Below are 13,617 nucleotides of genomic sequence, written 5' to 3' on the forward strand. Positions count from 1 at the left end.
TGTTATCATGATCTGACCATGAGCCGTCGCTCGGTTCATTTTCTCACTCCTGAACTGTTAGCGTTTACATTAAAATTTGAAATAAAAATGATTGACAGTCCTTATCTGAACGAGTTTAATTATATAGACCGATTGTTATAATTATTTGAAGGAAGTGGCTTTCGTTGAGTGAAAAGTCTAATGCTAGAGAGTCTATTGTCAGCACAGCAGCGAGACTGTTTTTTTCACAAGGATATCATGCGACCGGTCTGAATCAGATCATCAAAGAGAGTAGTACGCCGAAAGGGTCGTTGTATCATTATTTCCCGCAAGGCAAGGAAGAGCTCGCGCACGAGTGTATTCAAAAAGCCAATGAACAAATCTTGCAGACATTTGAGAAAACATTTGCAGCCCACGACAATACGGGGGATGCCATTCAGAGATTTATTCATGATTTGGCTCATGAAACAGAAGCAGCCGGGTTTACCGGATTTCTGCCATTCAGCTTCTGGGCAGCTGTGGAGACATCGTGTATTAGTCAGCAGTTGCGTATTGCATGTCAGGGTGTATTTGCAGATTGGCAGGATGTCATTAAGAAACAACTGATTCTGGATGGCGTTGGTGAAGAGAAGGCGCGGGAGACGGCACTTCTGATCATTTCTTTGATGGAGGGAGCACTGATTATCAGCCTGACGAATCAGGATAAACAGCCTCTGCTGACGGCTGCTGAGTATTTGTCGGTTGTGACGAAGAACGCCAAACAGATTCAATAATTTATACCAAGAGACAGAGAAAAAGAAAGTTCGATACGTTTGAGGAGGATGGGATCGTGGAGGTTTCCATGAAGGCTGATTCTGCACAGAATCAACAAGAAACAAAGCAATACAAGGTATTTCCGATTTTGTTCGCGATGCTGCTGAGCGGCTTTATTGGTCTGTTTGGAGAAACGGCATTAAACGTGGCATTGACGCCACTTATGGGACTGCTTGAAGTAGGACCTACAACGATTCAATGGTTAACCACAGGATACTTGCTTGTATTGGGAATCCTGGTACCGGTATCTGGAACGCTGTTACAGTGGTTTACAACCAGACAGCTGTTCACAACGTCCCTGATTTTCTCCATTGCAGGCACATTCGTTGCTGCGCTTGCACCTAGCTTCGAAATTCTGTTAGTGGCACGGGTACTTCAGGCTGTAGGTACAGCGCTGTTGCTGCCACTGATGTTTAACACGATATTGGTTATTTTCCCGATTGAAAAACGTGGTGCTGCCATGGGACTGATCGGTTTGGTTATCATGTTTGCGCCAGCAAGCGGTCCGAGTATCTCCGGTCTGATCCTGGCTAATCTGAGCTGGCACTGGATCTTCTGGATTTCCTTGCCGTTTTTCATTATCTCACTGGTATGTGGCTTGCTGTTCTTGCCGAATATTTCGAAATTGACCAAGCCCAAAATTGACATACTGTCTATTATATTGTCCACCCTTGGTTTTGGTGGTATCGTATACGGATTCAGTAGTGCAGGTGGACATGGGGATGGTGGCGGAGGCTGGACCAGTCCGGTAGTTGTTGCTACTCTCGTTATTGGTGTGTTGTCCTTGCTGTTATTCAGTATCCGTCAGTTGAGAATGAAACAGCCAATGATGGATTTGCGTGTATTCAGATATCCGATGTTTACTGTCGGTTTGATCCTGGTCTTCATCTGTATGATGATTATTTTGTCATCCATGTTGATTCTGCCGATGTATCTGCAACAGGGGATGGCTGTCACGGCACTGACTGCAGGATTAGTCTTGTTGCCAGGTAGTCTGTTAAATGGATTCTTGTCTCCAGTCATGGGACGTTTATTTGACAAGTTTGGTCCTAAATGGCTTGTTATTATCGGAATGTCAATCGTGGCGATTGTCCTGTTCTTGTACACGGGTATTGAAGCGACGACTTCCCTTGGAACGATTATTACGCTGCATGTATTCATGATGGTCGGTATCTCGATGATTATGATGCCTGCACAGACCAATGGTCTGAATCAACTGCCACCTGAGTACTATCCGCATGGTACTGCCATCATGAATACGTTGCAACAGGTATCCGGAGCAATCGGTACGGCTGTTGCGGTAAGTATACTGAGCGCAGGACAGTCCAGCTTCTTGAGCGGTGTGGCGAATCCGGAGAGTCCGGAGAATAAACTGGCTGGTTTCACATCAGGTATACAGAATGCATTTGTTTTTGCACTGGTTCTGGCGATCACGGGTCTGATTACTTCAATCTTCGTGAAGCGGGTCAAAGTTGGAGCTCAAGCTGGACAACAAGGTCCTATGCATTAATCCAATAACTAACAATAACAATTTGATATTGTATCTGAGCGATGTGTCCCTTAACTTTAAGGACGCATCGCTTTTTTGCGTACTTATTCTATCTTTTTTGGTGTTGACGTGAAACGGGTTACAGCCTTTAGAGTAAAAATGTAGCCGGAATACAGCGGTTTAAAGAATGAATTTCAGAGCAAATACTTCATGTTCCGGCAAAATTGTATATGTTCATACTAATATAAAAGGGTAATATAGAATGTAATAGTACAATTTTTAACCAATTCGAAAACGGTTTATATTTTATTTTTAATCAAGGAGACTTCATTATGATCATCATCAATCCCATTGGTAATAACATTGAACAGATGCTGTTGCACTACGAAAAAAACGGCCATCTCACTCTACAGGCATCGCTTATTAGTAATAGCTCGGTTGTATATAGATTGCAAGACTATTGTCTCAAGGTATATGCTTCACGGGCAAGATTGGATGGGGAGATGGAAAGTGAGGCACTTAGGGCATTGCAGAGTAATTCTTATGCACCTAAATTGTATGCGTATTCACCAGGGGAGTACACCCTGACAGAGTGGATTGAAGCATTCAAACTGAAAGAGTACCGTGTAACCTATGGACACATTCCTCCCAACTTGATATACGATATGTTTACGACGGAACTTCAGCAGATTCATGTTGGATATTGGGACTGGGATGTCATCCGTTATGAGAATCTGCTCTGGACCAAGACAGGTGATGTGAAAAGAACGAACTTTTGGTTGTGTGAGCCTGTAAACTCCAGACGTGAGAACTTATATAACCAGGTCATTCGAAGAATTGATAACATCTACAATGGCGATCGAACCGAAATGGAGACGATGAAACAGTACTTTTATCGTCACCAGTTGACTTCATTAGAGATCGAACAAGCTTTCAGCGATTTCAGGTCCCAACGGCCAAGACTGGCGATAGCACAATAAATCACATAAAAGAAACCCCAAAGATATTAGAGAATCTTTGGGGTTTCTTTTATGATATAACATAGTCTTACTTTTGCAGAGTGTACGTTACTTCTTCACCAGGGTCAATATCTCTTCCGCAACGAGGTCAGGGCGATATTGATGGATGTAATGATCGGTATCTTTAATGGTTACCTGTTTAGAATCATCTGACCAAGATTTGAATTCTACTTGGGATTTATCCCATTCGGGTTCACTTGCACCAAGGTAATCAGCCGTCAGTATGGTGAGTGGAAACGGTAAGGTTTGCTTGTGATCTACAACTACTTTGGCATTGGCAGCTATTTCACGTAATTCATCCAACGTGTTCACATTACCATAGTTGTGCAACAGCGCAGTTGTATCCAATTTTTTCAGATCATCGGTTACAAGTTTCAGTTCATTACGATTGGCATTAGAAGTTTCGACAACCATGTCAGATTGCATGGAGAGGCGGAATAGTCCGGTTTGGATACGGAATTTATTCGCAAAACCACCAATTGTGTCTGCCAAAGAGTCATCGTCATTCGAATAATATTCTGGGCTTCCACCATCAATCATGACGATACCCTTGACGAGATCCGGGTATTTTTGTGCGAAACGGATGGTCTCCAGCGAGCCGAGTGAATGTCCAACTAATACATAAGGTGGCTTCTGTCCAGATACCTGCAACAACTCGTGTAATTCTTCAGCTACGGTATCGACATCACGTTTCTTATCGGTCTGATCGCTATATCCATAGCCAAATCGGTCATATACAGCGAATTTTGTGTTGGGAGCAAGCTTTTCATATAATGGATAATAATCTACATAGGGATTAGCGGTCCCCCAGCCAGAGGCGAGTACGACTGTTACATCGCCTTCTCCACCAGTATATAGATGCATATTGTCTCCATGGACTTCGTACAGCTTACCAGGGGGGACGAGTGTTTTGGCATCCTGCCTTAAACCCACTTGTTGGTAGATCACGCCTGTACCCAGAAGCAACAGAATTACCGCGAGGTCAAATATCAAAAACTTAACTAATCTTTTGCGCCATTTCTTCATGTTCTCTCACATACTCTCCATGTATTTTCTCTATCATATATGCCCAATCTTATAGGAGAGAAAACAGAGTCTTAATTCTATCTTAATTAGCCGAAAATTGAATATCAACGGCCAATGAATTAATATATAGCTACGATATGAATAGTTCTCTTCCAAATGTTGAGACACAGATTGATTATATAGAACAGAAGGTATGTATAATGACAAAATACGAAAATCAGCTCCCGACATCAGCAGGCATGAACTTCAAGTCCCTGATCAGCATATTGAGAGATTCCATGCGTGGCAATGTAGAGCGGAGGCCAGCGGGCGTAATGCCTATGGAGATATGTGAACCCGCTGAAACCTTCAGTGCATCCGATAATCCACAGGTTACATGGTTCGGACATTCGGCTTTTTTGCTTGAAATTGAAGGGCACAGATTGCTCTTTGATCCGATGCTGGGCAATCGTCCATCACCCGTATCCTGGGTGGGTACCAAACGTTACAGCACCAATCTACCGATTCAACCGGAGGATTTCCCAAGGCTGGATGCAATCATTATATCGCATGACCATTATGATCATCTGGATTATGACTCCATTCGCAGATTGAAGGATAAAACAAAGCGATTTATCGTGCCGCTTGGGGTACGTCGTCGACTGATTCAACTGGGTGTGCCTTCGGAACAGATTACCGAGCATAACTGGTGGGATGAGTTATCGTTCAAAGGTCTAACATTGGCTTGCACGCCAGCAAGACATTTCTCTGGCAGAGGATTATTCGACCGTAATTCTACCTTATGGTGTTCGTGGGTTATCGCTGGACAACATACGAAGGTGTTCTTTAGTGGCGATAGCGGATATGGTCCTCATTTCAAGGAAATTGGCAGTAAATATGGTCCATTTGACCTGACGTTGATGGAATGCGGGCAATATGACGAGCGTTGGTCCAATATTCATATGATGCCGGAAGAAACGGTGCAAGCGCATTTGGATGTAGGAGGTAAGTTGCTTATCCCGATTCATTGGGCCGCATTTACGCTGGCCTATCATGCCTGGAATGAACCGGTTGAACGAATCACGAAGGCTGCACATGCTTTGAAAGTTAAGATTGCAACTCCCAAAATCGGCGAGAAGGTTGTGCTTCATACGGAGCATTACCCTACACATCCATGGTGGAGACCGGAATTAGGATAAAAAAATAAAAGCGTTCAGCTCATTGAATGAGTGGACGCTTTTTCTATTACATTTTACATAAGGATTGATAGTGCACTGTAAATTAACAACATACCCATGACGATATTAACAGGACGCTCGTATCTTAATAAAAAGCTCTGGAATAACATGCCACCGAACGCCCAGGTCATATTGGCACTAATACCGATGAAGGTGAGCAGCAAGGAAAATACAATTAAATGAACATGGGACTGCCCAAGAGGCAGAACAAAAACGGATATGGCAGTAAGCCCATACAGAATGACTTTGGGATTGATGAATTGCAGGGTGAACCCAAATAGAAATGAATAATGATTAACCTTGTTTTCTTGCGAATCTGCAGGTTTACTTCGCATGATTTTGAGCGCCAGATAGAGCATATACACACACCCTAACACGTTCAATACGGGTGCGATCCTGGGAATATATTGATGAAGAATAAGGTTGAAATAACTGGACAGAAACATAATAAGCAGGCAGCCGGTTGCAACTCCACTAATAAACGGAAGGGTCTTGAGGAACCCCTGATTTCTGGCATGCGTCATGGAAATGATATTGTTGGGTCCGGGTGTAAATGAAGCGATGATTGCATAGGTCACTAAAGGTATAATGTTCATGGTTCCTCCACGTTTTCTTAGTTGTGTGATATAATGACCTTAAATGTACGCTATAGCGTACGGTCTTTATTATTGTACAACATGTACGTTATATAGCACAATGTAATTATAAAATGAGGAGGATGTATTTTTGAAAAACATCAATAGTATTCTTGCTCAGAACCTGAAACAGCTTAGGGAACAAAGAAAACTCAGTCTGGACAAGGTCGCCGAAATGTCTGGTATTAGCAAGACTATGCTTGGTCAGATTGAACGTGGTGAATCCAATCCATCCATTGCAACCGTATGGAAGATTGCTAATGGCCTGAAAACCTCCTTCACTGCTTTGATCCACGAGCCGAAGTCAGATACTACCGTTGTGACGGGCGATGATATTCAAGTATTGATGGAGGATGAGGGAAGGGTTCGGATCTATCCGCATTTTCCTTTTGAAGAGGGTCGTCGTTTTGAAATATATATGATGGAGATGGACCCCAAGTCTGAGTTGAAAGCTGAACCGCATATCGAAGGTACGGAAGAATTTATTACTGTTTTTGAAGGGGAAGTTACGATTCGGGTAGGGACGGAAGAATATATGGTGAACCAAGGGGAGTCGATCCGGTTCCGAGCAGACAAGCCCCATGCCTATATCAACTCCGGTGCTAAGACGAACAGATTAAACATGGTTATTCATTATTCGAAGTGAAATGCAAAGATCCAACTGTGAATGTAACGAACGATGAACGAATGGATGCATTCATTATTCGAAGTGACAATAAAGCAGCCTGATGTAACGAACTGCATCCATTTGTTAGTCATGTCTAACAAATGGATGCAGTTCAATACATTGGCTGCTTTATTGATGTGTGCACTATGGAGCCCCCAACCTCTAGCGAAGGGGACTCTAACTTATTGCTTTTCTTTAGCCTGACGCTGTATTTCCTTGGCTGTTAATGCTTTATCATACACTCTTACGTTATCCAGACTGCCTTTGTAGAACGGATCAGACGTATAACGACTCTTGCCTACATAAGCTTCCGTTACCTGCAGATCTTTCGGGTTAAAAGTAATCTCAGAGCTGCTTGCAACCGATGTACCATTCACATACAGAGTACCCACATCACCCTGAAGGGTTACAGCGACATGAACCCACTCTTTGGAAGGCAGTGGATTAGCTGCAATCAGGCTCTGATCCCGTCCCTCATTATGAATGGTGAATTGTAATGCTCCATTATGCTGGGAGGGCGTGAGGAACATATGCCTCGTTAAACCATTTCCAAAGTCGAAAATACGCTGCCAGGACCCGCCACCATCCCAATTGACCCAGGCGCTAAACGTGAAATCCATTGTATCTGTAATGAGTCCAGGTAACTGAATGTAACTGTCTGTCCCATTGAATGTAGCAGCCTGATTTTTGCCACTAGCAGCAGAACTGACCACGTTAAAGGCTTGTCCGTGATATTCGTTTTTGCTGTAATCCTGTGCGACTTTGCCAAGTTTCTTATGTTCAAAAGTATACTCCCCGAGCAATGGGCTTACCGCTTGCTGTGGAATGATAACGTTAAACGTTTTGGAGCTTACCGCAGTTCCTTTACGAATCGTTGCGGTTAATTTCACTTTGGCATCGCCCTTACCGGCGCGAGGTCGCTGTACTACACCTGTAGTGGATAGAACCGAAGCATTGGAGCTTTTCCACGTAATCTCTGCATCACTTGTTCCCTTGGTAGGCAGAGATAGGTTGAAGAACACATGATCCGTACTGCTAATGCTCAGATCCTTCTTTACCGCATCTACAATGTCCTGATCACTCCGTTCAACACCTTGACTTCCCCAGATGGCTATCCCGGAGGAGGAGAGGGCGCTAAAGGTCAGAAGCGTACTTTGAGATTCCGAATTCCATTCATGTGTGAAAACGCCTTTGTACACAACGTTATTCGAAGTGATCTGAACCTTGTTGTCTGTACCAAGACTCCATGTTCCTGTCACGGCACCATGAATCTGCCCATCTGCCGTGAACTGAACCGTCTGGGATGGCTTGATGTCCGCCGTGATGTCCTTACCATGATTCACCCATTGGTACTGACCAGCGATCTCCTGAGTTGTCAGTTGCGTGGTATCCTCTCCCAAAGCCGCATAGCGATACGGCGAAACAACGGGCCAACCATCTGCATTCATATGCATCTCATGCACGCGAACTTCATGCTCTTCGCCACGCCCTGGAAAGCGGGTATGGAAGATGAGAAATTGTTTGCCAGTCTCCGGATCAACATAAGCAGAGTTATGCCCTGGCGATACATAACCGCTACCTAGGCCTGTGCCCGGATCACCGATCTGTCTCTCGAACAGGAAGTTCCCCATCAATTTGACTCCAAATGGCTCAATAGAACGATCGTCAAACAACGGTTTATCCTTGTCCGCTTTAACGTTGATCATATCGTTTCCTTCCGCATCGAGGAAAGGTCCATCCGGTGTTTGGGAGCGGGCTACGCGAATGTTGTATCCTCCATCAGCACCTAGCCCACCGTAAGACAGGTACAGATAATAATAATCAGTTTCGGGACTGTAGAGCATATAAGGGGCTTCAATACGACTATGATTGCCTCCGGTCAGCTTTTTTCCATAACCTTGATTTGGCAGTGGTTTACCTGTCGTTGCATCCATCTCGAGAATGAAAATCCCTCCGGAATACGAGCCATACACCATCCATAACTTGCCGTTTTTATCATAAAAGACATCCGGATCAACCACATTGGGATGAATCGTTGCATCGTAAATGGTACCATCCTCACTGATCTGATCCCACATGCCGGATTTCAACAGAATGCCTTGATCCTTATAAGGGCCTTCGATATTGTCTGCGACAGCAATGCCGAGCGCTGATCGCGGAGAGTCCCCTTTACAAGCATTGTAGTACATATAAAATTTGCCGTCCGCCAATTGAATGACATCTGCTGCCCACAACGTATCTGTCTGCGCCCATTCCAGCGCTTCAGCGAATTCCTTGGTTACATTGGGGACAACAGGATTGTTATCCGTAACGCCGGAGGCGACCAGATCCCAGTTCAGAAAGTCTTTGGACTTAGCTACTTGCAGGTGTGAACCAAAAATATAAAACGTATCATCCACCTTAATGACAGAAGGGTCATGAACGGAAACATTTTTAAATGTTGGAGCAGGATTAGCGATAGGTGTGGTGGAACTCCGCGAGTTACCCACGGTTGCCCCTGAACCATTTGCGAACACCGAGATTGGCGCCAAAGTTGTTGCAGTAAGTAAAGTGGTGCTTAGTACAGAAATGTTAAGTACGCGAACCCAATAACGTTTCATACGTTTCCCCTTTCCTATTTCCCGGAATGAAAAATCAACCGATACTTGGCAGCACACGATAAAAGGTTCGGCAGACCTCCTTTGAGTATTTCATTATATCAAGCGCTTTCATTTGTTATATTATCAATTGATTTATATGTTTGTAAACCATAAATGTGATGTTTATAAGACTAAAATGAATAAATAAAGAGAGACGGGAAGAGCCAATAAAGGGCATTACATTCAAATAAACCAGTTGTCTTTCTCAAATTTAGGATTGAAATGGGGAGCGATGATGCGATATTATTACGTTTAAGAAATGTGTTTAACTATTTATCAATCATTTTATATTAATACGAATCAAAAGTGTGAACCGACAATTTCCAACTACATAGGAGGTAAGAACATGAGCACATATCAAAATCAATTAATTGCACAATACTCGTTTGAAGATACCGTTCAGATCGGGAAGGACAGCTCCGGTAAGGGACATGATGCTATAACCAAAGGCGAGATCCCGCCTGTGATATCCGAGTTGAAAGGCAGAACGGCGGTGACTTTCAACGGGGGAGCGAATGGAACTTCTTATCTGCAATTACCCTCGATTCTGCTTCGTGATGTAAGCGATAACACGGGAATCACGATTGCCACTTGGGTGTTTCTGGGCAAGGGGTCCAACGTGTGGGAACGCATTTTTGACTTTGGTAAAGGGGAGAAGGGACCGTATTTGTTTCTGACACGTCAGCTCTTGGGAACGTTATATGCTGGCGATAATCTGGTTGTCCACCCAAGTGGAGGAGTTGCAAGTGGAGAATGGCTGCATATTGCGCTCTCCGTGGCAGGTAGCCAAGAGGGAACGTTGAGCAGTGCGGGTCCGATTGTATATGTGAATGGGGAGAAGGCGGCAGACGGTTCGATCAGTCAGACATCCAGTGGCAATTATGCCAAATTGCGCGAATGGTTTGATTCGTTCACCGATCCTGAGAATTATAGCCAGAATTATATTGGACGTTCCCAGTATGCAGCGGATGTGGACTTTGCAGGTTCGTTATCCGACTTTCGGATCTATGGGGCAGCGCTCACCATGGATGAAGTCATTGAAGTGATGTGTGAATCACTGACAGACGAAGCGATTGTGAAGCTTGCGGCGGACAAGTACTTGTCCTTCCCCAACCGAATCATCACCAAGGATGTATCATTACCCGCAGACTTGCTGGGTGGTAAAGTGTCTGTTGAATGGAGCTCCAGTGCTCCGGAAGTTCTGTCTGAGAACGGAGAGGTTCAGGTGATCACATCAGCACAAGAGGTTACGCTCCGTGCGCTTCTGAACAGAGGTGATCGTAAGCTGAGCCAAAGCTTTGACGTGTCTGTTGTGCCAGCGCATCTCCCGCCTTACACGGTCACTATCCATGGAGATCAGAAGGTGGCGGATATCAGTGAAGTCATGTATGGACTTTTCTACGAGGATATTAACAACGCGGCAGATGGCGGAATCTATGCAGAGCTTGTTCAGAATCGATCATTTGAGTCTTTTGCATTTGATACGTACTCGCATGACTCTGGAGAATGTGGTTGTTCGACAGGTCGAAATCGTGAACCTTTGTTTGCCTGGTCAGGCGACACCGAGAAAATGCGCGTACAGCATACGGATGGACTAAACGTTCATTTTAACGTGGAAGACCCTGAAGTAAATGCTTATTATGTAACGGTTCAGGATGGGGCTACGATTCGGAATCGTGGATTCTCAGACTCCAACCAGCATTGTGCCATGTCCATCAAGCAGGGTGAATCATATGACTTTACCGTATGGGCAAAAGCAGAATTGGCAGGAACGATCACTGTTCAATTGCAGGATGGAAGTGACACTTCCATCAGTGATTCGGTAACGCTGCATGTTGAAGGCGGGAACACATGGAAGAAATACGGTTTGTCTCTGATCGGAACGGAGACTGTACTTGGTCAACTGGCACTTACGTTTGCAGGTGACATCTCCATCGATATGGTGTCCCTAGTCCCTCAGAATGTATGGGGAGCTGATCCGACAGAAGAGGGAATATCGGCTACGGCACATGCTAACTACACAGGTAACCCGAACTATCGATTGAGAAAAGATCTAATCCAGGCACTCGCAGATCTGCATCCGAAGTTCCTGCGTTTTCCGGGAGGATGTATCTCGGAGGGATCTTTTATCTGGGATAACGTATATGACTGGAAGGATTCTGTGGGTCCGGTTGAGCTCCGCAAAGAAAATTATAATGTCTGGGGTTACATGATGACGATGGGCCTCGGTTATATGGAGTACTTCCAACTGGCGGAAGATCTCAATGCCGCTCCGGTTCCAGTCATGGCTTGCGGTGTGTTGTGTCAGGCACGCTCGGATTATGCTCACCCTGCGGGTGGCGCTTTAAGGGATTATTATATCCGCAACTTTACAGATCTGATTGACTTTGCGCTCAGTACAGACTTTGAACAAAACGAATGGGCGGCTGTACGAAGCCAGATGGGCCATCCTGAACCGTTTGATCTTCGTTATCTGGGCGTAGGCAATGAGAACTGGGGCACTGAATTTTTTGCCAACTTCGAAGTATTCAAACGTTCAATAGATGACTACATGGAGCAGAACTATCCTGATCATGAGTTGCACATTATCTCGACGGTTGGTGCTCAGGCGGATGATGATGCGTACCAGGAAGGATGGAAATTCCTCAGCGGGAATCTGACCGGATCGGCTCAAGTTGCCTTTGCAGATGGCACAGAGGTGATTGAGGAGACGGTAACCTGGTATGAAAACCAGGACAATTATATGGACACCATTGCAGATGAGCACTACTACCGCTCCAATGAATATTTGCTGAATAACGCGGATCGATACAACTACTATGACCGGGCTTATCTTGAAGACGGAAGTATCGATTGGAAAGAAACATCCAAAGTATTTGTTGGAGAATATGCTTCCACGGACAAAAACACGCTGGCAGGAGCGGTCGCAGAAGCTGCGATCATGACTGGATTTGAAAATAATGCAGACGTTGTTCGTTTGGCTGCCTATGCGCCATTGTTCAACAAAGTACTAACGGACGGTACTTACCGCTGGACGCCAGACTGCATCTGGTTTGATGATGAAACCGTGTGGTATACACCGAATTACTATGTACAGCAGCTTTTTGCAAAATATGTAGGGGATCAGGTGCTTGAGACTTCATTCTCCACCTATAGCAAAGGCAAACCGTTGAATCTCATTCCTCGTGGAGGTATCGAGATTGCAACGGGTCATGCAGACATCGTGGTGAAACGAGTTACAGTGACGTCCAATGTGGATGGCAGTTTGATGTTTGATGAAGATTTCAGGGAACGTACAGAGCCTAGTGAGGCATGGAGACAGATTCCTGGATCGGAAGGATATACGTTAATCGAAGGGAAAGGACTCATTTTGAAGGCACAATCAAGTGGATTGAATGGATTGTATCTGCTGAATGCCGAATGGACCAACTACAAAGTTCACGTTGAGGCTGAAAGAATTTCAGGTGAAGATGGTTTTTACATTGGCGTGGGACTGACGGATATCTCACCTGAGAACAAGGATGTCATTGAGTACGCAATTAGTTACGGCGGGAACGCAACAGGCGTGAAGGTGTACAAACAAGGGATTGAGGGTTATACACTGGGAGACTATTCATCCAGCTCGGCAACAGGTAACCTGAGAGCGGCCAACTATGAACCACTCGAGAATGGAACCCATTATACAATCACGGTTAACTATGGTGGAGATACAGGAAAGAATCTGGTTTGCTCCTATACAGACGGACGTAATACCAGCAAGGTTCTGGATTACAAGCTGGAAGCTTACAACCGGGAAGTATTCCACTCTGTTACGAAGGACGCAGGGCATGTGTATGTGAAACTGGTCAATGCAGATGGTGAGGATAAATCAACCCGGATTTGCCTTCAGGATCTGAAGGTTAATGCTTCAGCCAGACTGATCACACTTACTGGAGAAGATCATTTGGTGCATATTCCGAATGTGAATCAGAAGAATGATGAGAAAGTGGTTCCCCAAGAACAGGAGATTACACTGTCGGATACATCGGTGGTCGTTAACTTAACAGCTCATTCAGTGAATGTATTGGTGATGGATATTCTGAATTAAATTCATATCGTGAACAAGAGACCGCGTTTATCGCGGTTTTTTGGCG

At 44.7% G+C, this 13,617-nt stretch carries 9 protein-coding genes; 6 read left to right on the plus strand and 3 right to left on the minus strand.

Annotated features, from left to right (window positions below; genetic code table 11):
• Positions 1 to 164 precede the first annotated feature (164 nt).
• From NST38_RS13925 to NST38_RS13935, 3 genes are all read left to right on the plus strand, one after another.
• Positions 165 to 752: a TetR/AcrR family transcriptional regulator gene (locus tag NST38_RS13925; protein ID WP_076249458.1), complete on the plus strand. Its 588-nt coding sequence runs from the start codon at positions 165 to 167 to the stop codon at positions 750 to 752.
• A gap of 68 nt (positions 753 to 820) precedes the next feature.
• Positions 821 to 2,302, plus strand: coding sequence for a DHA2 family efflux MFS transporter permease subunit (locus tag NST38_RS13930; RefSeq protein WP_076249950.1), 1,482 nt, complete (start codon positions 821 to 823; stop codon positions 2,300 to 2,302).
• Positions 2,303 to 2,613: 311 nt separating this feature from the next.
• Positions 2,614 to 3,261, plus strand: a complete 648-nt coding sequence (locus tag NST38_RS13935) for a hypothetical protein (RefSeq protein ID WP_076249457.1) — start codon at positions 2,614 to 2,616, stop codon at positions 3,259 to 3,261.
• A gap of 87 nt (positions 3,262 to 3,348) precedes the next feature.
• Here NST38_RS13935 and NST38_RS13940 read toward each other — a convergent pair whose 3' ends face one another.
• Positions 3,349 to 4,326, minus strand: a complete 978-nt coding sequence (locus tag NST38_RS13940) for an alpha/beta fold hydrolase (RefSeq protein WP_076249456.1) — start codon at positions 4,324 to 4,326, stop codon at positions 3,349 to 3,351.
• Between the two features lie 200 nt (positions 4,327 to 4,526).
• On the opposite strand from NST38_RS13940, the gene NST38_RS13945 reads away from it, so the two are divergent.
• Entirely contained in the window at positions 4,527 to 5,504 is a 978-nt protein-coding gene (locus NST38_RS13945) for an MBL fold metallo-hydrolase (RefSeq protein ID WP_076249455.1), read from the plus strand.
• A 53-nt stretch (positions 5,505 to 5,557) separates the two neighbouring features.
• Here the strand turns inward: NST38_RS13945 and NST38_RS13950 are convergent, their stop codons facing one another.
• A complete protein-coding gene (locus NST38_RS13950) occupies positions 5,558 to 6,139 on the minus strand; it encodes a LysE family transporter (RefSeq protein ID WP_076249454.1) in 582 nt (193 codons plus the stop codon).
• Positions 6,140 to 6,269: 130 nt separating this feature from the next.
• Between NST38_RS13950 and NST38_RS13955 the strand changes: the two genes are divergently transcribed.
• A complete protein-coding gene (locus tag NST38_RS13955) occupies positions 6,270 to 6,824 on the plus strand; it encodes a helix-turn-helix domain-containing protein (RefSeq protein ID WP_076249453.1) in 555 nt (184 codons plus the stop codon).
• A gap of 203 nt (positions 6,825 to 7,027) precedes the next feature.
• Here NST38_RS13955 and NST38_RS13960 read toward each other — a convergent pair whose 3' ends face one another.
• The gene (locus NST38_RS13960) at positions 7,028 to 9,445 is read right to left on the minus strand and encodes a family 43 glycosylhydrolase (protein ID WP_076249452.1); all 2,418 of its coding nucleotides are present in this window, start codon (positions 9,443 to 9,445) and stop codon (positions 7,028 to 7,030) included.
• A 385-nt stretch (positions 9,446 to 9,830) separates the two neighbouring features.
• Here NST38_RS13960 and NST38_RS13965 point away from each other — a divergent pair, with 385 nt between their 5' ends.
• The gene (locus NST38_RS13965) at positions 9,831 to 13,571 is read left to right on the plus strand and encodes an alpha-L-arabinofuranosidase C-terminal domain-containing protein (protein ID WP_076249451.1); all 3,741 of its coding nucleotides are present in this window, start codon (positions 9,831 to 9,833) and stop codon (positions 13,569 to 13,571) included.
• The last annotated feature ends 46 nt before the right edge of the window (positions 13,572 to 13,617 follow it).

Source organism: Paenibacillus sp. FSL H8-0104 (assembly GCF_038050215.1).
In the GTDB taxonomy this organism is placed as follows: Bacteria; Bacillota; Bacilli; order Paenibacillales; family Paenibacillaceae; genus Paenibacillus; species Paenibacillus amylolyticus.

Excerpts from the sequence above, each read along its gene's own strand:
- NST38_RS13940 (WP_076249456.1), bottom strand. The coding sequence starts at position 4,326 with ATGAAGAAATGGCGCAAAAGATTAGTTAAGTTTTTGATATTTGACCTC.
- NST38_RS13965 (WP_076249451.1), top strand. The coding sequence starts at position 9,831 with ATGAGCACATATCAAAATCAATTAATTGCACAATACTCGTTTGAAGAT.
- NST38_RS13960 (WP_076249452.1), bottom strand. The coding sequence starts at position 9,445 with ATGAAACGTTATTGGGTTCGCGTACTTAACATTTCTGTACTAAGCACC.
- NST38_RS13945 (WP_076249455.1), top strand. The coding sequence starts at position 4,527 with ATGACAAAATACGAAAATCAGCTCCCGACATCAGCAGGCATGAACTTC.
- NST38_RS13935 (WP_076249457.1), top strand. The coding sequence starts at position 2,614 with ATGATCATCATCAATCCCATTGGTAATAACATTGAACAGATGCTGTTG.
- NST38_RS13950 (WP_076249454.1), bottom strand. The coding sequence starts at position 6,139 with ATGAACATTATACCTTTAGTGACCTATGCAATCATCGCTTCATTTACA.
- NST38_RS13930 (WP_076249950.1), top strand. The coding sequence starts at position 821 with ATGAAGGCTGATTCTGCACAGAATCAACAAGAAACAAAGCAATACAAG.